The following is a 23,855-nucleotide window of genomic DNA, read 5'->3' as shown; positions in this document are numbered from 1 at the left end:
TTTCTGATTGCTGCGATAAGTTCACCTGATGATAAATCTTACCCTCAAACAATTGCGCTATGTCGAGGCTTTGGCCCACCACGGTCACTTCGGACGCGCCGCCGATGCCTGCGCGGTGACACAGCCCGCACTGTCAATGCAGATCAAGGATCTTGAGGCCAATTTCGGGTTGGCGCTCTTTGAGCGCGGCGGAAAACAGGTGCGCCTGACAGGGTTTGGGGAGCGTTTTCTGGAGCGCGCACGCAAGATCCTACGCGATGTGGATGAGCTTGGCGAATTGGCCCGCGCGGCGGAAACCAGCTTGGTCGGGCGCTTGCGTCTGGGCATCATTCCGACGATCGCCCCTTACCTTTTGCCCCGCATCATCGGCGCTCTCAGCCAAAGCTACACGGACATCGACCTGCACATCCGCGAGACGTTAACCCCGACGCTGATCGAGGATCTGCGCGCAGGCCGCCTGGATTGCGCAGTCGTGGCCCTGCCGGTATCGGAATCCGGCCTGACGGAGGTGCCCCTTCACGAGGAGGAATTCGTCCTGATCCGCCCCGCCGCAGACGCGGAAAAGCCGGTGCCGGATGTCGAAATGCTGGCCCAGATGCGGTTGTTGTTGCTCGAGGAAGGCCATTGCTTTCGTGATCAGGCGCTTGAATTTTGCAACATCCGGTCACCGCTTCCACGCGAAGGGCTGGATGGTTCAAACCTGTCAACCCTGGTGCAAATGGTCGGCGCGGGCATCGGTGTGACGCTGATCCCGCAGATGGCGGTTTCCGTGGAAACGCCCGCCGCCGCTGTGTCGGTGTCCCGGTTCGGCAGGCGCAAACCGAAACGGACCATCGGGATGATCTGGCGTAAAAGCAGCCCCCTTGCCCACCAGTTGGGCGGCATGGCCGAGGTGCTGCGAACCGCGGTTCAGGTTGTGTAGCGCCACGCGCCGACACGCGCCTTGGGCTTGCGCCGCCAGATGTGGGGCAATGCAAAGTCGGCGAAGTACGCGTTGATCGTATGTCTCTTCGTCATCTTGCGATTGCGCGCCAGAAGCGGGAACAGGAAATCGCCGAACCGCTGATCAATCACTGCCGGGCGCATCCGCTTCTTGGGCTTCTCGGACAGAAGAGGAATACGGAATGCCCGCGAAAAACCACGCGGCTTCAAGTCATTGCGCACATCAAGCATGTTGGTCAGGAACAGGCGATGCGACGGCAGGATGGACAGGAAGAGGTCCGGGTTGGGCTCTTCGGGGATGTTGATGTTCTCGTTGGCGACCCCGGCGTCGAAGGCCGGATAGGTATCGGCAACCTCGATGGCGCGGCGGGCCGCACCGAACGGCACGAACGGCGCGCGCACCACCAGAAGGGCGCGATTGGCGGACAGGTGTTGGGCGTATTGCTGCGCGACATCCGAGGGCACACCGGCCTCTTCGATCATGTCTTGCGCCGAACGACGCGAGCGTTGCTCAACCACGCTCATGCAATCTTCCGGAAACCCCTCCGCTTTGAGCGTTGCGACAGCGGCATCGGCGTTGGCCGGATCTTCGTAAAGCCGGGTGACAATCGTGGACATTTCTGCGGGCCTCCCCAATTGAACGGACGCGGGTGTCTTGCAGATGCAAGACTACCAAATCCATATGTTAGGGCTCAAGGCCCAGATTTCGAGGCGCTTTTGCATGCAAGCGCCAGATTACGCACAAAGCCGCCAATAGGAAGACGGCTTCCAGCAGGAAAACGGGTATGTAAGGTGCAGCCGGACCGACGGTTCCCGGCATGGCAAGAATGACGTCGCGAATGATCCCGCCGACAGCGATGGCGATCCCGGCGGCGGTGGCCTGCACTGCACCCCAGGCCCCGAGCGCCAGCCCGATCTGCGAACGCGGCGCGCGTCGCATCGTGGCCGTGAGCGTCCCATGGCCGAACAGCCCCGCACCGACGCCCGACACGAATGTGCCTGCGGTGAAGAGCGTCACGCCACCCATCTGAGCGGCAATGGCAATGGCGATGAAGGCCGGCACACCGATGGCCGCCCCGAACGTCGCAACGTTCAATGGCGCCGCCCCGCGTAGCAACACATGGCTGGCAAGCCCAAAACCCAAGAGCCCACCCGCGGCAAGCACGGCGGTCAGGCGCGTCGTCATGGCAACCGACATCGAAAGGACCTCGCCGCCGTAGGGTTCCAACAGCACTTCGGCCATACCGTAGGCCATGGTCCCGAGCGCGATCACAACAAGCAGCCGCATGGTCCCTTCGCGGGCCGAGAACACGGCCCAGGCGTCGGAGAAGGCCTCTACCGGAGGCGGATTGGCCGCCCGCGCCCGGTCGCGCGGCTCCTGTTTCCAAAGGGCAAGCAGATTCAACGCAATGGTCGTGACCGCGGCCCCCTGCACCACCTGGACAAGGCGGCCCGGAGTGTAGTCCGACAAAAGGTAGCCGAAGATCAACGCACTTACGATCATGCCGACCAGCAGCATGACATACATCAGTCCCACGACTTTTGGCTGATCTTCTGCGGGGACAAGGTCGGTGGCCAGCGCCAGACCGACGGTCTGCACTGTGTGCACACCTGCCCCCACCAAGAGGAAGGCGAGGGCCGCCGAGGCCCGCCCGATCCAGAGCGGCGCATCGGCGGCCTGATCGTAGCCGGACAGGACCAGAAGCGCGAAGGGCATGATTGCGAAGCCGCCGAATTGCAGCATGGTGCCCTTCCAGATGTAGGGCACGCGTCGCCAGCCGAGCGCGGAGCGGTGTTGATCCGATTTGAACCCGATCAAGGCGCGGAATGGCGCGAAAATCAGTGGCAAGGCCAGCATGATCGCCACGAGTGATGCGGGCACGCCAAGTTCGACGATCATCACGCGGTTGAGGGTGCCGACCAACAGCACAAGAGCCATGCCGACGGAAACCTGAAACAGGGAAAGACGCAGAAGGCGTGACAGGGGGGCCGTTTCGCTGGCGACTTCGGCAAACGGCAGGTAGCGCGGCGTGATCGTGGTGATCCGGCGCAGGATATTGTCACGTATGGCGCTCACGGATGCCCCGTTTCTGCTGGCCGCTGAAAAATATGGCGACCGGGCCGGGTCAAGAAGCGGCGCGCGCTTCTATCCCCCGGTCGTGAAGAACAAGGCGCTTAGTCCAGCGCCGTGTCAGTTGGTATCAATGCGCTCGCAGAGGCCAGCGTCACCGGGTCTTCGATGACAAGCCGTGCTGTCCGCCCGTCGGGCAAGATCACCGTCATGCCATCATCGGCAGCGGCGTCGAGATACATTGGCGCGTCAGGTGTGACGTCGGCACTTGCAGGCAGGATATTCGTTTCCGTTTCCAGCGCCGCCGAGCCTGATCCAAGTTCCTGTCCAGACAGGAAATCAGACACCCAGGTGGTATTGCTGACAACGGCGACATGCACCGCAAAAGAGCCGACGGCGACCGCTGACAAAAACAGCGGAATACCGACGGTGGGCTTAACGACAAGCCAGATCTTTGAATTGTTCATGCGATCTTGCTCCCGTCAGCCCAGCCAAGGCGTTGCAACAGCCACGAGGAAGTGAGCGACCAAAGCGATCCCCCCAAACACCCGCGTGCCGTCGATGAGGTAGCTATGCACCTCTTCCGCCTCTTTGAGGGTCAGACCCGTGGGCCAGACTTTATCCGGATCATCAGACATGATGTTCCTCTCCTCTTCACTTCGAGATTTGGTCCGAGGGGCAAGCCCCACGTACCGGCGAGCGACGAGCCCGCAGCGGCAATGACATTTCGTCAAGCATCCGGGTCCATCACCTCAAAGAATGTCACACAAAACTTACACGTCAACTGTAAAGTGTGACTTACATTAACCACCGTACACCGACCCTGCGAAGGCACTGTTTTCACCTGCAATCAACCCGCTGCCAAGTGCCTGATAAAGTGTGTTTTTCATTCTTGCTTCGTCGACCTTGCCTTTGCAGCGTTTTGCAAAATTCAACGCACCGATTGGCGAGAAACGCCACGAGATCGGCTGTCTTGCGGCCCTGATATCCCGCCACTTGACCAGAATACATGTCAACCAAACCTGACATGAGAGTCGCCAATCCGATAGGTTTACACCGCGCAAAAGTGTTTCTGGGTCCCGCCAAAATCGAATGGAATTGCAGCTATTGTGCCCGCGATGCCCAGCCCTTCGCCACATTCCCGCCACGTTTCAAGCGCGAATTGGACGCAACAGGCGCGCCCCCGGATGGGCCGGGACCGAGCGCTCGAAACCAGCAGGCAATCGCACCCATGGAACCCGATCACATCACCCAGGGAGATGAGCTGCCCCCCGGCGCCACCCTGTGTGGTGGGCAGTACAGGATCGACAGCTACCTCAACGCCGGTGGCTTCGGCGTCACCTATCTGGCGCGCGACAGCCTGGGCCGGCGCGTGGTGATAAAGGAATGCTTCCCAAGCGCGATGTGCTTTCGTTCGAACCAGACGGTGTGCGTCCGCAGTCAAGGCAACGCGGTCGAGTTCGACGCCATTCTGGAACTGTTCGAGAAAGAGGCGCGCGCGCTGGCCTGCCTGCAGCACCCCTATATCGTCGGCGTCCATCAGTATTTTCGCGACAACGGCACCGCCTATATGGCGATGGATTTTGTCGAAGGGCGCACGCTTCTGGACCTGATCGAAAACGAGCCCGGCCGTCTCACGCCAGAGGTCGTCAAGGCGTTGCTGTCGCAGGTGTTGCAAGCGCTGAGCTATATTCACCGCAACGACATCCTGCACCGCGATATCTCGCCCGACAATATTCTGATCGACGATGACAATCTGCCGGTTCTGATCGACTTTGGCGCAGCCCGCGAAGACGCAACACGGGTCAGCCGGGTCCTGTCGAAGCTTCAGACAGTAAAGGACGGTTACTCACCGCAGGAGTTCTACGTTGCCGGAAGCGAGCAAACCTATGCCAGCGACCTCTACGCGCTCGCCGCGACTTTCTTCCATGTAATCACCGGCACAGCTCCCCCCAGCAGTCAGACCCGCATGGGCGCCGCCGCGCGCGATGCAATCGACCCCCTGCCCGAACAGCCGAAGGTCGACGGCTATGACGTCGCTTTTGTCGCCGCGATCTGGCAATGTCTGGCGCTGTTCCCGAGGGATCGCCTGAACGACGCCGAACATTGGCAAGAGGTGATGGACGAGGGGCTGCGGCAAAAGAAGCTGATCCAGCAAGCCGAACGCGATCAAAGCCTCGACAAGACGGTGTCGCAACTGGTGCGGGATTTCTTCCGCGACTTCACGCCAAAAGCCCCGGAGGCCGCCAAGCCGAAACCGGCTTCGCCGCAGACTGCCGTGCGGATCGTACCGCTGCATCTGGAGGAGGAGGCGTCCGCGCTTGATCCGGAGCTGGACGACGCCCCCGACCCGCAGCCGCCCACGGCGCTGCAACCGGCCAGGCCGCGCAAGCCGCGCCTGGAGCCGATTGAGCGGATGCAACTGAAGTACCACCGTCCGGAGCCGACCCAAGATGCGGATCCTGAACCGGCGGCTCCGATCAAATCCGGTTGGCGGGCGCTTTTCGCCAAGCCAACCGCGCCCGCAACAAAACCCGTGAACGGGGATGACCGAGCAGAGGAAAACGCATGAGTATCAACAGATTACGCAACGTGGCCGTGCGAATGCGCCCCCCAAGATCCACCGATGGCCCGGCTCCAGAGGCGACGCCTGACGTTGAGCCGCCCGCCCTGCCCCGACGCATCGTGGTCAGTCGGCCCGAACCCGATCAGAAGCGTCAGATCTGGGATCTGGAAGACGACGCTCCCGCGGGCGCTGCACCCAGCCCGTTGCCGCACGTGGCCGCGGCACCTGTCGCGGCACCTGCCCCTGCCCCTCCCGCGGCCGCGACGCCGCCGGTGGCCGCAACGGTCACACCGCCCGCACCGCTGGCCGATGCGGCGCCAAGCCGGGCAAAGACACGCATCATCGGCTTCCACGCCGAAGACGTCACTGCCGATCCTGCCGGCGCTGCCGCCAAAGGCCCAGTCTATCCAGCCGGATTTCTGGTGGTGATCGATGGACCGGGCCGTGGCGCCCATTTTATCGTGACGACCCATGTCTCGACCATCGGGCGCGGCACGGACCAGGACGTCTCCCTCGATTTCGGGGACGAGAGCATTTCGCGCAGTGGCCACGCCTCGGTCATGTACGATCCGGAGCAAAACTGTTTCTTCCTTGGCCATGGCAACAAGGCCAACGCTGTGCGCCGCAACGGGATGCCGGTGCTGGCCACCGAGAAGCTCGACCATGGCGATGACATCCGCATCGGCAAGACGACGCTGCGGTTCCATGCGTTCTGCGGAGCGGATTTCACATGGGGTGATGCCGATGACGCATGACAGCCACAGCTTCGAATACGACGTCGCCTCGGCCCTGGCCAAAGGCGCGCGCACCCGACAGGAAGATGCGCTGGCGGTAGCGTTTGCCGATGGCGCGCCCGATGGCTTTGCGATCCTGTCGGACGGCATGGGCGGGCATGTCGGTGGCGATCTGGCCAGCCGCGCCATCGTGACCGAGGTCTTCGCCGCCCTGACGCTGGACGAGGTTGCACGCCGAAGCGTGCCGCCGGTGGCCCTGCGCCGCGCGGTGAGCCGGGCCAACGATGGTCTGCAGGCCTGCGTCACGTCGAACCCCGAGCGCGCTGGAATGGGCGGCACCTTGGTGGCGGCCCATGTGGCCGATGGCGCGGTGCATTGGGCATCTGTCGGGGACTCGGTCCTCTACCTGTTTCGTAACCAGACCCTGGCGCGTCTCAACGCCGACCACTCGATGGCTCCGCAGCTTGATCTGATGGCCGCAAACGGCTCCATCACCGAGGCCGAGGCCGCCGCCCATCCGCAGCGCAATTGCCTGACCGCGGCCCTGACTGGTGACGCGATTGCCGAAGTGGATTGCCCCGAGGCCCCGCTTGATCTCAAGCCCGAAGACATCCTCATCCTGGCCAGCGACGGGCTGCAATTTCTGCCCGACCCAATCATCGAAGCGCTGCTGCTGCGCGCCCGAAACGAGTCAAGCCGCGCCATCGCGCGCGACCTGCTCGACGCGCTGGAAACGCTCAACGACCCGGAGCAGGACAACACCTCACTGGTGGTAATCCGTCCAGTCCGCACCAAAAGCCGCGAGCGTCAAAGCAGTCTGCTTCAGACCTCCTCCGCGATGTTTAAGGCCGTGCGCCGCGCCGTCGCGCCCACCGTTCACATCGATCCAAAGGGATCATAACCCATGCAGGCCCTAGCCGTAGACCCAACCGACACCCTTGCGAAGCTGGACAGCCTTGTCGCCTCCGGTCGCCTCCCGTCCCGGGATGCGGCACGTTGTGCAGATCTGGCCGAGGCGCTGCGCAAGCCGGTGCGGGTCTGCCTGATGGGGCCCGCGCAAGGCGATCTGCGCACCATCGTCTACGGCATTCTGGGCACCGACATCGCGCCCGATGGCCTGTCGCTGCCCTCTGCCATCGAAATGGGTCATGGCGCGCGCGTTCAGACACTCGCCACGCTTGAGGACGGCACGCATCTTGCATGCGACGGCTGGCCCGATTCCGATCTTCTGGCCGAGGCGCCGGTTTTCCTGCAACTCGATGCGCCGATTGAGGCGTTGCGGCTGATGTCCTTTCTGGCCCTGTCGCTTGAGGCGAACCCGTCGATGCACCGCCCGGCTCTGTCCTGGGCCGCGCGACGCACGGATATCGCCGTCTGGTGCACGCCGCGCTTCTCGGTCGTCGACGCGCGGATCTGGGCCAATGCGCCCGAGCGGTTGACCCACCGCGCCTATCTCGTCGAGACGCAGCCGAGCGCCGACGTGACCCACCATGAAGCCAGACGCCAATTCGCCGGGTACATGCAATTGCCCCTGCCCGGTGACATCGACGCCCTGCTGCACCGGTTGCGCGATGACATTGATGAAGCACGCATGGCAGATGTCGATGCCGCCCACGTTTTGTTGCATCGCCTCGGCCATTTGAACGCAGATGTGGCCGCGTCGGAGGCGGGCGTTCCGGCACGGTTGGATGCCACCGCCCGGCCGCCCCTCGACCGAAGCCACGGGCAATTGGCCCGGCTGCGCGATGTGTTGTCCGAGCCCACGCTGTTTCTGGCCCGCCGTGCACGGGCGCTGGCCGAAGACCTCGCATGGACCGATCCCGGGGCCGAGCCGGATTGGCCGCAGATCGCGCTGACCCATGTGGCGGAAACCACCGAGGCGCTGCGCGACCGCGCCGCCGATTGGCCCGATGATCTGCCGGAATTCATCGACATGACCGACATGATCGAAGAGGCGACGGACCTCGTGCTGCTGCTTCAGATGGAGGCCGGTCCGGATCAGGTCGAAGACGCGGCCGGGCTTCTGCATCAATTGCGCCAGAGCTTTGACATGTGTCGTCTTGGACGGGGGGCAGCGGCATGAAACACGACGCCGAATTCGACAATCTGCCTCCGGAACAGGCCCTTGTTTCGCAGGCCTATCGCGGCCTCACGCCGCTGGCGCGCGACCTGAGCCGATTGGAAACCGCGCTTGATCACCTGCAGGTCGCCGGCGGCAAGGATCATGCCGAGCAAATACGCGCGCTACGCCAGCAATTGCGCAGCTTCGAGCCGTCGGTCACGCTGATCGGGCAGGTGAAGGCGGGCAAGACCTCGCTGGCCAACGCGATGGCGGGCAAGCTTGGCCTGCTGCCCTCGGATATCAATCCGTGGACCTCGGTCGTGACGTCGATGCACCTGTCGCCGCGCCGCAGTGAGGCCAATCAAAAGGCCCGCTTCCGGTTCTTTACTGATGCACAATGGGCGAACCTTCTGACCACCGGTGGGCGGGTCGGTGAATTGGCGAGCCGCGCGGGTGCCGATCAGGAGCTTGAAAAAGTCCGCCGCCAATTGGACAGCATGCGCAGCGCCGCCCGCGCGCGCCTGGGCGAGCAATTCGAGATGCTGCTCGGCCAGACCCATGATTACGGCTATGTCGATGCCGAATTGGTGCAGCGCTATGTCTGCCTGGGCGACGAGGAAGATGGCGCGGAGGGTCAAGGGCGGTTTGCCGACATCACCCGCGCCGCAGATCTTGCGATCTGCCAACCGGCCCTGCCGCTATCGCTGTGCCTGCGCGACACGCCCGGGGTGAACGACACGTTCATGGTGCGCGAGCAGATCACCGTGAACGCCATCCGCGGCAGCAAGCTTTGCGTCGTGGTCCTCTCGGCGCATCAAGCGTTGTCGAATGTGGACCTGGCCTTGGTGCGGCTGATTGCCAACGTACCCGCGCGCGACGTGATCATTTTCGTGAACCGGGTCGACGAATTGACCGATCCTGCCCGCGACATCCCGGAAATCCGCGCCTCCATCGAGGCGACGCTGAAATCCCTGAGCATCCCGGCCGAGGCCGAAATCCTCTTCGGCAGCGCGCAATGGGCCAATGCTGCGCTCTCGGCAGAGTTGGGCCGGATGGGCCGCGACAGCGCCGAGGCGTTGTTGAACTGGGCCCGGTTCAAGGCCAACACTGGCGATCTGGAAAAGGACACCACCCGCATGGTCTGGGAGCTCTCGGGCCTCCCGGAGCTTGGCCGAGCGATGGCCGAGCGGATCACCGCAGGTGAAGGCGCAGCGGTTCTGGCGCGCGTGGCCTCTGCGGCGCGCAACATCGCGGGCGCGATCGCGGCCGCACAGGCCGTCGCCGATCGCCGTCAGGTCGAACGCCGCCTGGACCCTGTGGACCCCGCAGCGCTTGCAAAATCGGTCGAGGCGATCACCGCGGAAGGGCGGCGCGAATTGGAAAAGACCTGCGCCGCCCTGACCGCAGACCTCGATCTGCGGCTGGCCAAGGCGCAGGAAACCTTTACCAGCCGTGCCACCACGGCGCTGGTCCGACATCTGGAATCCTATGGCGAGGATATCGAATGGACCTATGAGCCCTCGGGCCTGCGCCTGCTGCTGAAATCAGGCTACAACGTCTTTTGCGCCAAGTCGCACCGCGCCGCGGCAAAGGTCTTCACCGACACTTCCACCGCCCTGCAGACCCTATTCGAAGAGGTCTTCGGCCTCAGCCATTCGGGCTTTGCGCTGGAGGCCCCAGTCGTGCCCGATGCTCCGGTGCCCGTGATGTTGGGCCAAACCATCGCGCTCGACATCAAAGGCAGCTGGTGGAGCCGATGGTGGCGGCGCAAGCGCGACTACACCGCCTATGCCGATGAATTCCGCTCGCTGATCGAGGCCGAAGTGGCGCCCATGGCCGCCACTTTGGCCGACGATCATGCCTATCCCCACGCCGATGCGTTGCGCGCCGTTTTGAACACCTTCGTCGCCGAGCAGTGCAATGTGCTGATGGGGCTGGCCGCGCATACGACATCCGATCTCGACCAGATGCGCCGCGATCAGGTGCACGCCTCAGCCGCCCAAAGCGACGCCTTGTCGGCGGCGCATTCCATCCTCACAGATTTCCCGATGAACCAGCACGAGGGACGACCATGACCCACATATCCCACGCCCCGCTGCGCGTCGCCCTACTGGGAGAGTTTTCCGCAGGCAAAAGCACCTTGGCCAACCTGTTGTTGGGCCGCACGCAATCTCCGGTGCGGGTCACTGCAACGCAGATGCCGCCGCTGTGGTACACCTTCGGGGATGCCGCTCCTCTGCGCATTCTGGACGACGACACCGAAGAAGCCCTGCCCGAGGACGCGGCACATTCGGTCCCGGTGGAGGGCACCAAGGCCGTGAAGGTGGCGTCGGACGCCGCGATCCTCGCGCGCTTTGATCTGTTCGACATGCCGGGAAGCTCGGACCCGAACATGGCGCCAGACACCTGGGACCGGCTCATGCCGCAGGTTGATATCGCGATCTGGTGCACACCTGCCACGCAGGCCTGGCGTCAATCGGAGGCCGCGCTCTGGGATGCCATGCCCGCCGCCCTGCAACACCGCAGCATGCTGTTGCTGACACGTATCGACAAGGTGAGCACGACAGACCGCAAACGGGTTTTGCAGCGCGTCCGCTCCGAGACAGCGGACCAGTTCCGGCACGTGCTGCCGGTGGCGCTGCTGTCGGCGCAGGCCCCGCTCGAGCAATGTGAGGCCTCAGGCTTGTCGGAGGTCATGACGGCGCTGGAAGATCTCTGCACCCATGCCGAACCGTTTAAGGCACCGCCGCGGCAACCCGACCGTCCCACGCGCGACGAGAGCGCGCCCTGCGTCCGCCCGCTTATCACCAATCCCCGCCGTGTCTCGACACTCGGCACTGTCCCCAAGCACAGGCGCCGCACGACCGACGCGAATGCCCTGATCTGATTGCCTCAACCCATGACACCCAACACGTTTCCCGATTTCCGCGCCGCGCATCCCGATTGCGCCCTGCTGGTCCTGAGCGACATCCGTTCACGCACCGTTCTGGCGGCGGATGGGGCGTTGGCCTATCCGCAGGAATATCTGGACGCGATAAGCACTTCGGCCTTTGAGATCATGGCCCAGTCCGCCACCCGCCGCACGTGGGCCTTGTTCCTGACGCCAAACGGGATCCGCGCGTTTCGGGCGGTGCCGCATTTGGGCAACGTGGCGTTGACCTGCCTGATGTCGCCGGACGCAGATGTGGATATCATGCTCGCGCAGCTCGACACCCTCGCGCAGGGCATTGAACCTTGGGAGGCTGCGGCATGACCCCTCTGGCACGTCTTCGCGATACATTGAATGCCACGGCGATGATTGGCGAGCCGGCGCACGCCGCGCCCCCGGTCACCGCGCTGACCAATGCGATCAACCGTACGATCCTGCCGCGACGGATGGAGGCCCGGTTGCAAGATGGTGTCCACCTCACCTTCTACCTGCGCAACCGCCGTCTGCACCGCATGGAGAAGAACGCCCCCAGCGCGCCACCCTGGAACCTTGCCCTCGGGCCAGAGGATTGCGACGCAGTGGCCGACGCCCTGAAGACCACCTGCCCCGCGGGCACCTTTGCTGCCTTTCAAACAACGGGCGCGCAAACCGCTGACCCGTTCGACAGCCTCGGCATCGCCGCCAGCGCATTGATCGAGCGGCTGGCTCCCGCGCCTGCACAAGTTGCCTCCGACGATTTTCAGACCCGCATCGCAGCCGTGGCCGACAGCGCGCCCACCGAGGTGGAGGCAAGCTTTGCAATGGCCGGCGATGAGATCGCGCCATTGACCGGGTCCGAGGCCGCGATCGACGCGCTTTTGCCCGAGATCACCGATCTGTTCCTTGAAATCACTGATCAGGCCTTTTCGCTCGCCGGGGCATTGGAAACCGACGGAACACTTGTCTTGCCGCGCGCGGGAGCGTCGGCCGGCTGCCACCTGATCGTGGGGCATGTGGGGATGATCGGCCTGTTGGTGCTGCGCGACATGAGCCCGGGCGCGGCCCTTGCGCTCTGGGCCCGGACGCAAACCTAGGACTTCGGCGCCGGTCCGAGCGAGCCGCGCAGGCGCAGTTCGGTATCAAGATGCTGACTTTCCAACGCCGTGCCATCCTCCAGCAACGCAATCAGCGCCCGCGCCGCTCGGCGGCCCATTTCGCGATGCGGAACCCGCACCGTCGCGATCTCGGGCGTCGTCACATGCGCCAATTCGATGTCGTCGAAGCCGGTGATCGACACGTCTTCGGGCACGCGCAGCCCCATCTCATGGGCCTGTTTGACGGCACCAACCGCCAGAACGTCATTGGCGCACATGACGACCGAGGGGCGGTCCGGTTGGCCCATCACCGACGCAAAGCCCGCCGCCCCGGTGTCGATCCCGTAACGCGTGCGATAAATCACCAGATCATCGGCGGACAACCCGGCCTCACGCATCGCCTCAGAGGCCCCGCGCAGGCGTTCCGCAACGCGATCGTTGGTATCGGTATCGGCCGCAATGAACGCGACACGGCGATGGCCAAGGCGCAAGACTTCCTCCGTCAGGCGGCGCATGGCATGGCGATTGTCGAACCCGATGGTGGCATCGGTACGCGACGGATCAAACGCCCAGGTGATCAACGTCGGCACATTGCGCGCCTTGATGAACGCGGTGATCGCCGGGGCCCTTTTGAACCCGATCAGCAACAGCGCATCGGCACCGCGTGCAATCAACGAGCGGATCTGTTTCTCTTCGAGGTCGGTGCGATAGGCCGAGCTTGCAACCAGCAGCGTATAGCCGTCGGCGTCCAATTCTTCCTGGAACGCCTGAATGCCCTGCGCGAAGACCGCGTTTTCCATCGTGGGGATGATCGCCCCGATGGTGCGCGTGCGTTGCGACGCCATCGCGCGCGCCCCGAAGTTCGGCGAATATCCCAACTCGTCCACGGCATTTTGAACCCGCTCGCGCGTCTGATCCGAGACGAGTTCCGGGAAGTTGAGGCTGCGCGATACCGTCGCCGTCGAGACCGAGGCAAGGCGCGCCACATCTTCCAGGGTTGGTGCCGATTTTGCGTCTTTCGTCATGCTGGGTCAGCCCATTTGCGGAACGAAGCCCATCCTGAGGACGTGCCACTTTTCCTCCCTATCGCCAACACAACCCCTTTCACATCCGACAAGATGTCCGCCCGTTTCGCAGCGGCGGTTATCCTTGGCTTTGGAACTCGCGCAGGACACGGCCGGTGTTGACCTGCGTGCGCTGCCCATCGCGCATCGACAGCGCACCATTGACCAGCACATGCGCGATACCCGATGCGTAGCGGCGCGGATTTCGGGCCGTGACGTTGGAGGCGATGGCGGCCGGATCGAAGACACAGATATCAGCGTGATAGCCGGGCCGCAGTTTGCCGCGCCTCTTTAGTCCCAAGCGTTGCGCGGGGATCGAAGTGATCTTCGCCAGCCCCTCCGCAAGGCTGAGGATGCCCCGGTCGCGTACGTAATATTGCAAGAACCGCGCCGCCCACCCATAGCCGCTGAGCGAGCCGACATGATCGCTCAGGACGCCGTCATTCGCGATGGCCACCGTGTCCGAGATCACCGCGCATTCAGGCTGGGTCAGGCACAATTCGACATCCGAATTGCGGAAGCTTTTCGACGACCACATCGTCGCCATCAGGTTATCGCCTTCCTCCAGCAGGATATCGAGCACGGCATCATAGGGATCGACCCCGCGCATGCGCCCGATCTCTTCGAAATCGGCCCCGACCAGATCCTTGTTTTGGGTCGCGTTCAACAGAACGATATCCTTCCACTGCCGCGCCTTCACGATGAGCCACATGGGCTTGGGGTTGGCCTTGATCCGCTCGCGCATGTCCGGATCGGCCAGGCGTTTGAGCACATCGTCGATGGACCCCGCCTGCGCCCATTTGGGCAGGATCGCCGCCATCAAGGTATGGTTCCAATCGTGCGGAATCACGTCAAAGGCGATGTCGCCGTCATGGCTCCGCGCGATGTCGATCATCTCCAACGTATGCTCCATTGCATGGCCGGGCGCGCCGAACTTGGGCTGGATATGGCTGATCTGTAGCCGTGCACCGGCCTGCCGCGCCGTGCTCATCGCCTCTGTGAATCCAAGGTCATATTCAGTGTCGCGGTTGCGTACGTGCGTGGCGTAAAGCCGCCCGTATTTGGCGGCGACCTCCACCATCGGAACAAGGTGATCGGGGGCCGCAAGGATGCCGGGGAAGTATTCCAGACCGCTTGAGAACCCGCCTGCCCCCTCTTCCATGCATTGATCGACCAGCTTGGCCATGGCCGCCACATCGTCGGGCTCGCCCGCATGCATCTCATCGCCCAAAACGGCCCGGTGGATCGTGCCGTGACCCACGAAGGCCACGACATTCACGCCAAGGCCGGTGTCATCGAGAACGTCGAGATATTCTCCAAACCCAAGCCATTTGCGGTGCTTGGCCTTTTCGGTGAACCACGGGCTGACCTGCCGGATCGCGGCATGCGAACACACCGGCGCGCAGGAGATGCCGCATTGGCCGATTACCTCGGTCGTCACACCTTGGTGCACCTGACTTTCGGCGCGCCCATCGGCGATCAGGGTGAAATCGGAATGGGTGTGCATGTCGATGAAACCGGGGCTGACGGCCAGGCCCGAAACGTCGATGATCTCGCCTTCGTCGGCGTTGATCTCGCCGACTTCAACGATCTTTCCGTCCTTGATCCCAACATCGGCGATGCGTGGCGGCGCGCCGGTTCCGTCATGAACCTCTCCGCCCTTCAGGATCGTGTCGAACATGGGACGCCTATCTCACAGATGCGGGGCCGTAGACCCAATTGGGCAAGGCCAGTGTCAGTTCCGGGATCAGGATAATGATGATCATGCCGATGATATAGGCCCCGATGAAGGGCAGAACGGCGACCGAAATCCGCTCTAGCGAAATCGCCGAAATCCGCGACGCGATGGTCAGGTTCGCACCAAGCGGCGGGGTCAGGAATCCGATCTCGCAAGTGATGACCGTGAAGATGCCGAACAGGACCGGATCAATGCCAAGCGACGTGACCAGCGGCAGGAAAACGGCGGTAAACAGCACGATCTGCGCCAGACTTTCCATGAACGTGCCGATGAAGATGTAGAACACCCCGATCAGCAGAAGCACCAGAAACGGGCTCGTGGTGATCGACGTGATCCCCGCCTGCACCGCCGCCGGCACATCGTAAAACGCGGTCAATTGCCCGAACGCCAGCGTCGGCGTCAGCAAGATCAGGATACCGGTCAAAAGGGCCGTGAACCGCAGCGCTTCGATGACCTTCTTCACCGTCAATTCGCGATAGATGAACAGCCCCACGAACAGCGCATAGAAAACCGCCACACCCGCGGCTTCGGTCGGGGTGAAAACCCCGCCGTAGATGCCGCCCAAGATCAAGACCGGCGCGCCGATGGACCATTTGCCCTCCCACGCGGCGCTCAGGAACGGGCCCCATGTGAACGGATCACCGCCGCCCCCATAGCCGCGCCGCCGCGCGATGATATAGGTCGTCAGCATCAAAAGCGTGGTCACCAGAAAGCCCGGCAAGATGCCCGCAAGAAACAGGCGCGGGATCGAGGTCTCGGACACGAGGCCATAGATGATCATCAGGTTCGAGGGCGGAATGAGGCTGCCCAATGCTCCCGCGCTTGCGGTGATCGCCGCGGCAAAAGGCACGTCGTAGCCGTCCTTCTTCATCGCCGGCACGGTGGCCGACCCGATGGCCGCCGTTGTGGCGGGCCCCGATCCCGACAGCGCGCCGAACAACATGCAGGCAAAGACCGTCACAAGGCCCATCGACCCGCGATAGGCCCCGACCAGTTTCGTGGCGATCCCGATCATCCGGTTCGCCATGCCCCCGACCTCCATCAATCGCCCGGCGAGGACGAACAAAGGGATGGTCAGAAGCGGGAATGGCGTAAGGCTCGAATAGCCGGTCTGCGCCAGAAGGGTGTAGGGGATCTCGATCAGGAACAGCGCCAAAGCTGTGGTCAGGCCAACGGCGGCAAACAGCGGCACGCCCATCACCACCAGAACGGTGAAGACCAACCCAAGGATCAGAAGCTCGTTCAAAACAGATGCTCCTCATCCGGCTTGTCGCCGTCTTCCACCAACATCCCCGGCAAACCCTCGGCCCCGTCGCGGAACCAAAGGAAATAGGTCTGAGCCAGGCGCAGCAGCATGAAGGCATAGCCGATAACGAGGATGGTCTGAGGGTAGAATTCGTTGATCCGCAACGACGGCGAGCGCGACGGGAACTGCCACAGCACCGTGAGGTATTGCCATGACACGACCAGCATGATGACGCAGAAAAACGCCCAGGCGATATCCGCCAGAAAGATCACCACCCGGCCAAGGCCCGTGGGCAATGCCTGCACGGCGACCAGAATGCGGATGTGGAAGCGTTCGCGCACACACAGCGACGCGCCCATGTAGACCGCCCAAACCATCGCAATCGCGGCGGTTTCCTCCGTCCAATGCAACGCGACTTCGAAGATGTAGCGCGCGATCACCTGCGAGAACACCGCCACCGAGATAACCACCAGCGCAATGCAACACAGCGCCTCTTCAAAGTGCTTTTCCAACCATCTGAGCACGACCATCGCCTGTCCCTTTCGGCGTGAGGTCAAATAAGGCGGGGGCCGATCGCAGGCGGTCCCCGCAGGATCGTCCTGTGCGCCCTATTCGGCGGCGGCGTTGATCATGTTGACGAGGTCGACGAACTCCTGCCCACGCTCTTCGGCTACGGATTGCTGCACGGTCTGTGCGGCGGCGATGAAGTCGGCACGCTCAGGGTCGGTGCGGGTCATTCCGCCCTGCTCGACGAGCCATGTGCGGATTTCCTCGGTCTCGGTCCGGACCTCTTCGCTGAACTGGGCGCTGGCATCGGCGGCGGCACGCATGATCTGCTCGCGCTGCTCGTCGCTGAGACGCTCCATGAACGGCGAGGATGCAAACAGCGGCGCCATCGAGACGAAGTGCTCGAGGATCACGAGGTTCGGCATGAACTCATAGAAGCTCATGTCGCGGATGAACGACGTGCCGTTGTCACCGCCATCGACGGTCCCGGTCTGAAGCGCAGTCGGCGTCTCGGACCATGCCAGCGGCACCGGGTTCGCGCCAAAGGCTTCGAACGTGGCCAGCATGACCTCGTTGTTGGGCGTGCGGATGCGCAAGCCGTCCATATCGGCCATCGTCTCGACCGGACGCACGGAATTGTAGAAGTCGCGGTACAGCGCCGGACCGAAGGCCAGCAGATGCACGCCGGTGTCTTCCAGAAGCTGCGACTGGATGAAGGCACCGACCTCACCATCGACCACGCGCGCGAGATGCGCTTCGTTCTGGAAGATGTAGGGCAGCACCGTCACATCCATCAGCGGCCAATGCGGCGACACGTTGTTGGCGGTGATGAAAAAGCCATCGACGGTGCCAAGCTGCATCGCGCGGAAGCCTTCGTCCTCGGTCGCGATCTGGTTGCAGCAGCGCAGCCGCACATCGACCGATCCGCCGGTATATTCTTCGGCCAGCTCCTCGAAAATCGCGCCGAACCGGCCGTAGAGCGAGTCTTCGGGTGCGCCGAAGCCCACGTTCATCGTGATGTCCTGCGCCGTGACCGCGGTCGTCGTCATCGCGAGTGCGGCAAGCGTGGCCGCTGTTTTCAGGTGGAAACTCATTTGCACTCTCCCTTTTGGTCTTACGTTTTGATCAAAGTTTGGCACGGGATTTTGTAACCGCCTAACGATTTGTTTGCGCAAACGGAATTAACCCGGGCGCGCCCTGCAAAAATCGGTTCCTCCCCCACGGCCGATTGCGCTAGGCCTGTCGGCAAGGGAGGCATTCCATGTCCGATATTACCGTTTTTAAGGCCCGCAAGATCATCACCATGGACCCAAACCGCCCCCACGCGACCCATGTTGCCGTGCGCGACGGGCACATCCTTGCGGTGGGCGATGCCACTTGCGCTGACGCCTGGGGCGCGCCGCGCCACGACAACAGCCTTGCCAATGCGGTCCTGATGCCCGGCCTTGTCGAGGGGCACGCGCACATGATGGCGGGCGCGATCTGGGACTATGCCTATATGGGATATCACGACCGGATCGACCCGCAAGGCAAGCTTTGGGAAGGGCTCGATAGACTCGATGCGGTCGTCGCGCGCCTGCAGGAGGTAGAGGCCACCCTGCCCGCGGATCAGCCCCTGATCGGCTGGGGGTTCGACCCGATCTTCCTTCCCGGCGAACGGCTCGGCGCGGCACATCTGGACCGCGTTTCGACCAAGCGGCCCATCGCAATCATCTTCTCCAATTTCCACCTGATGTGCGTGAATTCCGCAGCACTTGGGATGGCGGGATACGACGGCGGCACGAATGTCGAAGGCGTCGTGAAAGGCCAAGACGGCACGCCCACAGGCGAGTTGCAGGAAATGGCGGCGATGTTCCCGATCATGCGCCGCTTGGGCATTGATTTCCGCGCTCTGTCGCAACGCGAAAGCGCGATCCGATCGTATGGAGAGGTCGCGCGCAGGGCCGGTGTGACCACGGTGACGGACCTGTTCTCGCAACTGGAGGACGAAGATCTGGACACCATGATCGCGGTCACAGGCGAGGCAAACTTCCCGCTGCGCATCGTCCCGGCCCTTGCGGCCACGGGGGATCCAAATGCGCTGGCCGCGCGCGCATTGGCGCTCAGGGCGCGGTCGACCGAAAAGCTGCGGCTCGGCGCGGTGAAGCTGATGACCGACGGCTCCATCCAGGGCTGGACCGCGCGGGTGAAATGGCCCGGCTATGTCGGCGGGCAGCCCAATGGGTTGTGGAACATGGCCCCCGACCAGATCGTCGAAACCTGTGCCGCGCTGCATGCGGCGGGTGTTCAGATGCACATCCACGTCAATGGCGATGAGGCCTCCGAGGTGGTGATCGACGCGCTGGAGGCGGCCATGCGTAAGGCGGCCTGGTCCGATCATCGCCACGTCCTGCAACACGGGCAGATGATGGACGCGGATCAGTTCCGCCGCTGCGCCGCACTTGGGATATCCGTTAACCTATTCGCCAATCACATCTGGTATTTCGGCGATCAGCACGTCGCGCTGACCATTGGAGAGGACCGCGCGCAGCGTATGGATGCCGTGCGCTCGGCACTCGACGCGGGCCTGACCGTCGCCATCCATTCCGATGCGCCGGTGACGCCGATGGGCCCGCTCTTCACCGCCTGGTGCGCGGTCAATCGCATCACCATGTCGGGCCGAACCCTGGGCACCGCACAGAAGATCACTGTGCCCGAGGCGCTGCATGCGATCACGCTTGGCGCGGCTCAGACACTCAAGATGGACGCCGAAATTGGCTCGATCACCGTCGGGAAGCGCGCTGATTTCGCCGTACTTGCCACAGATCCGACCGAGGTCGCGCCCGACGCTTTGCACGACATTGCCGTCCTTGGCACCGTGGTGGGCGGGCGGACCCATCTGCTGTGACGCCGCTGCCGATGACAGTGATTGCGGGGTATCTGGGCGCGGGAAAGACCACGTTGATCAACCGGCTGCTCGCCGCGCCGCATGGATTGAAGTTGCTGGTTATGGTGAATGACTTCGGCGCCATCAACATCGACGAAAGCCTGCTCATCTCCCGCGACGAGGACACGATCGCACTTTCGAACGGATGCGTGTGCTGCACCATGGGCGCTGATCTGTTCATGGCCATCGGCGACGTTCTGGACCGTGCGTCGCGCCCGGATCATCTCATCATCGAGGCCAGTGGCGTGTCCGACCCGGCCCGCATCGCCAACGTGGCATTGGCCGAGCCGGATTTGCGCTACGGCGGGATCGTCACCGTGGTGGACGGACAAAGCTTTGCCGATCTGCACCGCGACGCGTTGATCGGCCCGCAAGTGACCGCGCAAATCGCAAAAGCCGACTTGATCTGGGTCAGCAAGGAGCCCGATGCGGGACACGCGGCGGCAATCGCAACGCTCACCGACGCGCCGATGGTCCGGGACGCCGCCCCCGACACACTCCTCAGCTTGGTCACCGACACCCCGCCGCAAACCGCGCCCGAGTCCCACGCCAGTCACACATCATGGGCCTGCGATGGGGTCTTTGCGGGTGATCTGCATGCCCTGCGGCAGGCTTTGGCCACGCGCCCGACCGGGCTATTCCGGGTCAAAGGCGTGGTCCTGGACGCGAGCGGACAACGGTGGGTGGTGCAAGTCGTGGGCCAGCAGATCAACGTGACTGCGGCAAAGGACGGCGCAAAACCGGGCCTGGTCGGCATCGGCTTGGCCGCGCATCTGGACAAGGCTGCGGTCGAAGCATGGTGGCCCGCGAACCGGCACTCCGGCCTCAGGTAGTCCGAAGGACGGTCGGCCAAAAAAGTGGTGCGGGTGAAGGGACTCGAACCCCCACGCCTCGCGGCGCCAGAACCTAAATCTGGTGCGTCTACCAATTCCGCCACACCCGCATCGGCGGCGCGTGTAGCAGGCCTGCCCGATCATGGCGAGGCCAAAAATCTCCGCATGATTTACCTAAAGGCAACCAGCTTTCGCCCACAATATGCCCGAATCCTCCACGACCTTTGATGGTTAACGGGCCTACTTTTCCAAAAGGCCTGCAAGGACAACAGATGATCAACGCCGCGCACAACACTCCCCAAAAGGCCTATCCGACGCCTGCGGATGCCGTCGCGCTTCGCGCAACGCACCAAGGCACCCGGTGCCCGATCGCAAGCGCGCGTCTCGACATGGCGGATGCAACCGGATCGCCCTTTGGCCAGATGGTCGGCGGCCTTAGCGAATGCGGCGCCGGCCTGGCGCCCGGGACGCAGGTCCTGACCCTCGATGGCGCACTGCCTGTGGAGTTTCTGACTCCCGGTGACCGCATCATCACACGACGCGGCGCGCGCGCTGTGCAAGCGGTCACCCGTCATCTTCTTCCCGCAGGCAGCACGCGGATCCGCATCTCGGCGAGCGCGCTTGGCGGCCATCCCTCGAACGACATTATCATAATGCCTGACCAGCGTGTGCTGGTCCGCGATTGGCGCGCGCAGGCGCTTTGGGGCACGGATTGTGCCGCCATCCCCGCCGCGCGCCTGGTCGATGGCACATTCATTCGCACCGAAACCGGCGCCGAGCAGATCATGCTGTCGCTATATTTCGGTGCCCCAGAGATCCTCTATGCAGACGGGTTGGAGCTTGCCTCCGCAGACAAGCCGATGGTGGCAGCCTCGGCACATTAGCCCGGTAAACCTGCACGGTGTTTGCGTGTGGGGATGCATCGGCGGGACACAGACCGCCGCAGAGGATGGAGCGCCCCGATGCGCTCAACCGTGGTTCGGGCGTTGCAGACCGCCCACATTCCACGGAACTGGAAACGGCGCCCCTACTCAGGGCGCCGTTTTTCCGTGTTCGCCGTGGAGAATTCTTCGCAACACCTCGGGCAGCAGATCCGGCAAATCCTCGGCGATCAGACCCAGTCCAAATAATCGGGCCGCTTCCACATGCAGGTAGACGCCGGCCTGCGCCGCCCAAAACGGGTCGAGCCCACGCGCCAGCAGCCCGGTGATGATCCCAGCCAAAACGTCGCCCGACCCCGCGGTCGCAAGCCACGGCGCGGCGCGGTCATACGCCGCCGCGTGGATGCAGGTTCTGCCGTCGGGGCTGGCGATGACTGTGTCCGGCCCTTTGAGCACGACCACACATCCCGCGCGCTGTGCTGCTGCGACCGTGGCGTCCAGCTTGGAAAACGCGGGCCCCGTCTTGACCCTTGCCACCAATCGCTCTGCCAGATCCGGGAACAAGCGTGCGAATTCTCCGCCATGGGGGGTGATGACCGCGCAGCTTCGCAACTCCGGCATGACCTCGGCCTCCGCCCCCGCGAAGCAGGACAGGGCGTCGGCATCGAGCACAACGGACAAGCCACGCCCGACATCGGCGCCGACCCGCAGCGCGGCGTGCACCAGCGCCCGCGTTTCCGCTCCTGTGCCAAGGCCCGGTCCAAGGCATATCGCGCGCATCCGCCGGTCCCCGAGCGTTTCCGTCAGACCCTCCGCGCCATCGCACCGGCGCAACATCAGCGATGTGATCTGCGCCGCGCACTCCATTATCGCAGGCCCGGGTGCAGCCAAGGTCACCAATCCCGCCCCGACCCTGAGCGCGGCGCGTGCGGCAAGCCTTGCGGCCCCGGTGCGCCCCATTCCACCAGTCACGACAAGCGCGTGGCCGTGGTCGAACTTGTGCGCGCCGTGGCCCTTGCCCAAATTTGGCTCCGCTTGCATGGGATCCGGCAGCCGTGCCAATGGCACACCGCAGGACCGATCGGCCAAGCCGATATCGACCACCTCTAGCGCGCCGCAATAAAACGGGCCGTCCGCCAATACATGGCCAAGCTTGGGCTGATGAAACGTCACGGTCAGATGCGCCGCAACATCGCCGCACCATTGGGCATCGACCCACAGGACTTTGCCGCTATCGGCATCAAGACCGGAGGGGATGTCGACTGCCACGACATGGGGCGCGACCTCTTGCCCGTGCCCCCAAAACCCATCGGCGAAAAGGCCATGGAACAAAGCGCCGACCTGATCAAGCGGCGCAAAACCACGGCTTAGCCCCGTCCCGAAGATGGCGTCCACGATCAGGTCAGCCCCCTCCCCCGCGACAGAGTCCAACGGCGCGACCGGCCCGATGGCCTCCCAGCGGCGGCGGCTTTCGGCGGCGTCGGGCGGCATCGTCTCGACCCGCCCCATGCCATGCACGTCGACCTCCCAACCGCGCTCGGACAGCAGGCGCGCGATCACATATCCATCGCCCCCGTTGTTGCCCGGCCCGCAAAGGACAACCGCACGATGCGGCACGACGGCCAGATCCGGCCAGCGCGCCAAAACCCGCTCCACCACGCCCGCCCCGGCACGCTCCATCAAATCCAGACCGCTGTGACGGCCCGACGTGATGGCGTCGCACTCGATGTCTCGCATTTGCTGCGCAGTCAGAACGCGCATGGCCCCTCCGATTCACTTTCGCCCATTTTTTTGGCGCTTTGCATAATTTGTGGTCGCCGCAACCGGATTCTGCTCAAAGTTTGGCCATTGCTCACGCTGCTGCATGGACGCCCCCCGCGCAAGATGGTGTCAGGACAACCGTAGGATGGCGAGGGGAGTCGGCCCATGAAAAAGATCGAAGCAATCATCAAACCGTTCAAACTGGATGAAGTGAAAGAAGCTCTCCAGGAAATCGGCGTGCAGGGATTGAGCGTCACCGAGGTCAAAGGCTTCGGGCGTCAGAAGGGCCACACCGAACTCTATCGCGGTGCCGAATACGTGGTCGATTTCCTGCCCAAGGTGAAGATCGAGGTCATTCTCAGCGAGGATCAGGCCGACGCCGCGATCGAGACCATCATCAACGCGGCCAAGACCGACAAGATCGGCGACGGCAAGATCTTTGTTTCCGACATCAGCCAGGCCATTCGCATCCGAACCGGCGAAACCGGCGAAGACGCGCTCTGAACACAACAACGAAACACC

General features: G+C 63.4%; 23 protein-coding genes and 1 tRNA gene. 13 read left to right on the top strand and 11 right to left on the bottom strand.

Going from position 1 to position 23,855, the window contains the following annotated elements; translation table 11 throughout:
* Nucleotides 1–28: 28 nt before the first annotated feature.
* The gene (locus V8J83_RS00865) at nucleotides 29–922 is read left to right on the top strand and encodes a hydrogen peroxide-inducible genes activator (RefSeq protein WP_339982426.1); all 894 of its coding nucleotides are present in this window, start codon (nucleotides 29–31) and stop codon (nucleotides 920–922) included.
* On the opposite strand, the gene V8J83_RS00860 is transcribed toward V8J83_RS00865, so the two are convergent.
* From V8J83_RS00860 to pufB, 4 genes are all read right to left on the bottom strand, one after another.
* Nucleotides 910–1,560, bottom strand: coding sequence for a hypothetical protein (locus V8J83_RS00860; RefSeq protein WP_339982424.1), 651 nt, complete (start codon nucleotides 1,558–1,560; stop codon nucleotides 910–912). The two genes, V8J83_RS00865 and V8J83_RS00860, sit on opposite strands and share 13 nt — an antisense overlap.
* A gap of 67 nt (nucleotides 1,561–1,627) precedes the next feature.
* Nucleotides 1,628–3,019: a PucC family protein gene (locus V8J83_RS00855; protein WP_339982421.1), complete on the bottom strand. Its 1,392-nt coding sequence runs from the start codon at nucleotides 3,017–3,019 to the stop codon at nucleotides 1,628–1,630.
* Between the two features lie 98 nt (nucleotides 3,020–3,117).
* Complete coding sequence (locus V8J83_RS00850) at nucleotides 3,118–3,480, bottom strand: light-harvesting protein (RefSeq protein ID WP_339982419.1); 363 nt, start codon at nucleotides 3,478–3,480, stop codon at nucleotides 3,118–3,120.
* A 15-nt stretch (nucleotides 3,481–3,495) separates the two neighbouring features.
* On the bottom strand, nucleotides 3,496–3,651 hold the full coding sequence (gene pufB / locus V8J83_RS00845) for a light-harvesting antenna LH1, beta subunit (RefSeq protein WP_339982414.1): 156 nt from the start codon (nucleotides 3,649–3,651) through the stop codon (nucleotides 3,496–3,498).
* A 593-nt stretch (nucleotides 3,652–4,244) separates the two neighbouring features.
* Between pufB and V8J83_RS00840 the strand changes: the two genes are divergently transcribed.
* From V8J83_RS00840 to V8J83_RS00805, 8 genes are read left to right on the top strand one after another with little or no spacing between them, the layout of a single operon-like run.
* Entirely contained in the window at nucleotides 4,245–5,585 is a 1,341-nt protein-coding gene (locus V8J83_RS00840; protein WP_339982412.1) for a serine/threonine-protein kinase, read from the top strand.
* The gene (locus tag V8J83_RS00835) at nucleotides 5,582–6,334 is read left to right on the top strand and encodes an FHA domain-containing protein (RefSeq protein WP_339982410.1); all 753 of its coding nucleotides are present in this window, start codon (nucleotides 5,582–5,584) and stop codon (nucleotides 6,332–6,334) included. Before V8J83_RS00840 ends, V8J83_RS00835 begins: the two co-directional genes overlap by 4 nt.
* A complete protein-coding gene (locus tag V8J83_RS00830; protein WP_339982408.1) occupies nucleotides 6,324–7,214 on the top strand; it encodes a PP2C family protein-serine/threonine phosphatase in 891 nt (296 codons plus the stop codon). Before V8J83_RS00835 ends, V8J83_RS00830 begins: the two co-directional genes overlap by 11 nt.
* 3 nt (nucleotides 7,215–7,217) lie before the next feature.
* Nucleotides 7,218–8,396, top strand: coding sequence for a hypothetical protein (locus V8J83_RS00825; protein ID WP_339982406.1), 1,179 nt, complete (start codon nucleotides 7,218–7,220; stop codon nucleotides 8,394–8,396).
* A complete protein-coding gene (locus tag V8J83_RS00820) occupies nucleotides 8,393–10,450 on the top strand; it encodes a dynamin family protein (protein ID WP_339982404.1) in 2,058 nt (685 codons plus the stop codon). The genes V8J83_RS00825 and V8J83_RS00820 overlap by 4 nt, the downstream gene beginning before the upstream one ends.
* Entirely contained in the window at nucleotides 10,447–11,262 is an 816-nt protein-coding gene (locus tag V8J83_RS00815; protein WP_339982401.1) for a P-loop NTPase family protein, read from the top strand. Before V8J83_RS00820 ends, V8J83_RS00815 begins: the two co-directional genes overlap by 4 nt.
* Nucleotides 11,263–11,274: 12 nt before the next feature.
* Nucleotides 11,275–11,628 (top strand): hypothetical protein, encoded by a 354-nt coding sequence (locus V8J83_RS00810; RefSeq protein WP_339982399.1) that lies wholly within the window; start codon nucleotides 11,275–11,277, stop codon nucleotides 11,626–11,628.
* Entirely contained in the window at nucleotides 11,625–12,377 is a 753-nt protein-coding gene (locus V8J83_RS00805; protein ID WP_339982397.1) for a hypothetical protein, read from the top strand. The genes V8J83_RS00810 and V8J83_RS00805 overlap by 4 nt, the downstream gene beginning before the upstream one ends.
* Here the strand turns inward: V8J83_RS00805 and V8J83_RS00800 are convergent.
* The 5 genes from V8J83_RS00800 to V8J83_RS00780 form a co-directional block, all read right to left on the bottom strand.
* Nucleotides 12,374–13,402: a LacI family DNA-binding transcriptional regulator gene (locus V8J83_RS00800; RefSeq protein ID WP_339982394.1), complete on the bottom strand. Its 1,029-nt coding sequence runs from the start codon at nucleotides 13,400–13,402 to the stop codon at nucleotides 12,374–12,376. The two genes, V8J83_RS00805 and V8J83_RS00800, sit on opposite strands and share 4 nt — an antisense overlap.
* Before the next feature lie 118 nt (nucleotides 13,403–13,520).
* A complete protein-coding gene (locus V8J83_RS00795) occupies nucleotides 13,521–15,122 on the bottom strand; it encodes an N-acyl-D-amino-acid deacylase family protein (RefSeq protein WP_339982392.1) in 1,602 nt (533 codons plus the stop codon).
* Nucleotides 15,123–15,129: 7 nt separating this feature from the next.
* Entirely contained in the window at nucleotides 15,130–16,425 is a 1,296-nt protein-coding gene (locus V8J83_RS00790; protein WP_339982390.1) for a TRAP transporter large permease, read from the bottom strand.
* Nucleotides 16,422–16,955 (bottom strand): TRAP transporter small permease, encoded by a 534-nt coding sequence (locus V8J83_RS00785; RefSeq protein ID WP_339982388.1) that lies wholly within the window; start codon nucleotides 16,953–16,955, stop codon nucleotides 16,422–16,424. The genes V8J83_RS00790 and V8J83_RS00785 overlap by 4 nt, the downstream gene beginning before the upstream one ends.
* A 78-nt stretch (nucleotides 16,956–17,033) precedes the next feature.
* Nucleotides 17,034–18,026, bottom strand: coding sequence for a TRAP transporter substrate-binding protein (locus V8J83_RS00780; RefSeq protein WP_339982386.1), 993 nt, complete (start codon nucleotides 18,024–18,026; stop codon nucleotides 17,034–17,036).
* 167 nt (nucleotides 18,027–18,193) lie between these two features.
* Between V8J83_RS00780 and V8J83_RS00775 the strand changes: the two genes are divergently transcribed.
* Both V8J83_RS00775 and V8J83_RS00770 read left to right on the top strand, forming a co-directional pair.
* Nucleotides 18,194–19,819 carry an amidohydrolase gene (locus tag V8J83_RS00775; protein WP_339982384.1) on the top strand — a complete coding sequence of 542 codons (1,626 nt, stop codon included), beginning with the start codon at nucleotides 18,194–18,196 and terminating at the stop codon, nucleotides 19,817–19,819.
* Nucleotides 19,816–20,691, top strand: coding sequence for a CobW family GTP-binding protein (locus V8J83_RS00770; RefSeq protein ID WP_339982383.1), 876 nt, complete (start codon nucleotides 19,816–19,818; stop codon nucleotides 20,689–20,691). Before V8J83_RS00775 ends, V8J83_RS00770 begins: the two co-directional genes overlap by 4 nt.
* Before the next feature lie 25 nt (nucleotides 20,692–20,716).
* On the opposite strand, the gene V8J83_RS00765 is transcribed toward V8J83_RS00770, so the two are convergent.
* Nucleotides 20,717–20,801: transfer RNA gene (locus V8J83_RS00765), tRNA-Leu, on the bottom strand.
* Between the two features lie 162 nt (nucleotides 20,802–20,963).
* Between V8J83_RS00765 and V8J83_RS00760 the strand changes: the two genes are divergently transcribed.
* Nucleotides 20,964–21,575 (top strand): Hint domain-containing protein, encoded by a 612-nt coding sequence (locus V8J83_RS00760; RefSeq protein WP_339982381.1) that lies wholly within the window; start codon nucleotides 20,964–20,966, stop codon nucleotides 21,573–21,575.
* Between the two features lie 147 nt (nucleotides 21,576–21,722).
* On the opposite strand, the gene V8J83_RS00755 is transcribed toward V8J83_RS00760, so the two are convergent.
* On the bottom strand, nucleotides 21,723–23,333 hold the full coding sequence (locus tag V8J83_RS00755) for an NAD(P)H-hydrate dehydratase (RefSeq protein ID WP_339982379.1): 1,611 nt from the start codon (nucleotides 23,331–23,333) through the stop codon (nucleotides 21,723–21,725).
* A gap of 165 nt (nucleotides 23,334–23,498) precedes the next feature.
* Here V8J83_RS00755 and V8J83_RS00750 point away from each other — a divergent pair, with 165 nt between their 5' ends.
* Nucleotides 23,499–23,837 (top strand): P-II family nitrogen regulator, encoded by a 339-nt coding sequence (locus V8J83_RS00750; RefSeq protein WP_339982377.1) that lies wholly within the window; start codon nucleotides 23,499–23,501, stop codon nucleotides 23,835–23,837.
* The last annotated feature ends 18 nt before the right edge of the window (nucleotides 23,838–23,855 follow it).

The sequence above is a fragment of the Gymnodinialimonas ulvae genome (genome assembly GCF_037543845.1).
GTDB lineage: Bacteria > Pseudomonadota > Alphaproteobacteria > Rhodobacterales > Rhodobacteraceae > Gymnodinialimonas > Gymnodinialimonas ulvae.
The sequence above is the reverse complement of the archived record's forward strand: the minus strand, read 5'-3'. Positions and strand labels throughout refer to the sequence as shown.

What these genes read in the sequence shown, in the direction of transcription:
- V8J83_RS00785 (WP_339982388.1), bottom strand. Translation starts at nt 16,955, where the DNA reads ATGGTCGTGCTCAGATGGTTGGAAAAGCACTTTGAAGAGGCGCTGTGT.
- V8J83_RS00865 (WP_339982426.1), top strand. Translation starts at nt 29, where the DNA reads ATGATAAATCTTACCCTCAAACAATTGCGCTATGTCGAGGCTTTGGCC.
- V8J83_RS00860 (WP_339982424.1), bottom strand. Translation starts at nt 1,560, where the DNA reads ATGTCCACGATTGTCACCCGGCTTTACGAAGATCCGGCCAACGCCGAT.
- V8J83_RS00755 (WP_339982379.1), bottom strand. Translation starts at nt 23,333, where the DNA reads ATGCGCGTTCTGACTGCGCAGCAAATGCGAGACATCGAGTGCGACGCC.
- V8J83_RS00830 (WP_339982408.1), top strand. Translation starts at nt 6,324, where the DNA reads ATGACGCATGACAGCCACAGCTTCGAATACGACGTCGCCTCGGCCCTG.
- V8J83_RS00800 (WP_339982394.1), bottom strand. Translation starts at nt 13,402, where the DNA reads ATGACGAAAGACGCAAAATCGGCACCAACCCTGGAAGATGTGGCGCGC.
- V8J83_RS00805 (WP_339982397.1), top strand. Translation starts at nt 11,625, where the DNA reads ATGACCCCTCTGGCACGTCTTCGCGATACATTGAATGCCACGGCGATG.
- V8J83_RS00780 (WP_339982386.1), bottom strand. Translation starts at nt 18,026, where the DNA reads ATGAGTTTCCACCTGAAAACAGCGGCCACGCTTGCCGCACTCGCGATG.
- V8J83_RS00835 (WP_339982410.1), top strand. Translation starts at nt 5,582, where the DNA reads ATGAGTATCAACAGATTACGCAACGTGGCCGTGCGAATGCGCCCCCCA.
- V8J83_RS00775 (WP_339982384.1), top strand. Translation starts at nt 18,194, where the DNA reads ATGTCCGATATTACCGTTTTTAAGGCCCGCAAGATCATCACCATGGAC.
- V8J83_RS00825 (WP_339982406.1), top strand. Translation starts at nt 7,218, where the DNA reads ATGCAGGCCCTAGCCGTAGACCCAACCGACACCCTTGCGAAGCTGGAC.
- V8J83_RS00815 (WP_339982401.1), top strand. Translation starts at nt 10,447, where the DNA reads ATGACCCACATATCCCACGCCCCGCTGCGCGTCGCCCTACTGGGAGAG.
- V8J83_RS00840 (WP_339982412.1), top strand. Translation starts at nt 4,245, where the DNA reads ATGGAACCCGATCACATCACCCAGGGAGATGAGCTGCCCCCCGGCGCC.
- pufB (WP_339982414.1), bottom strand. Translation starts at nt 3,651, where the DNA reads ATGTCTGATGATCCGGATAAAGTCTGGCCCACGGGTCTGACCCTCAAA.
- V8J83_RS00810 (WP_339982399.1), top strand. Translation starts at nt 11,275, where the DNA reads ATGACACCCAACACGTTTCCCGATTTCCGCGCCGCGCATCCCGATTGC.
- V8J83_RS00760 (WP_339982381.1), top strand. Translation starts at nt 20,964, where the DNA reads ATGATCAACGCCGCGCACAACACTCCCCAAAAGGCCTATCCGACGCCT.
- V8J83_RS00750 (WP_339982377.1), top strand. Translation starts at nt 23,499, where the DNA reads ATGAAAAAGATCGAAGCAATCATCAAACCGTTCAAACTGGATGAAGTG.
- V8J83_RS00850 (WP_339982419.1), bottom strand. Translation starts at nt 3,480, where the DNA reads ATGAACAATTCAAAGATCTGGCTTGTCGTTAAGCCCACCGTCGGTATT.
- V8J83_RS00820 (WP_339982404.1), top strand. Translation starts at nt 8,393, where the DNA reads ATGAAACACGACGCCGAATTCGACAATCTGCCTCCGGAACAGGCCCTT.
- V8J83_RS00795 (WP_339982392.1), bottom strand. Translation starts at nt 15,122, where the DNA reads ATGTTCGACACGATCCTGAAGGGCGGAGAGGTTCATGACGGAACCGGC.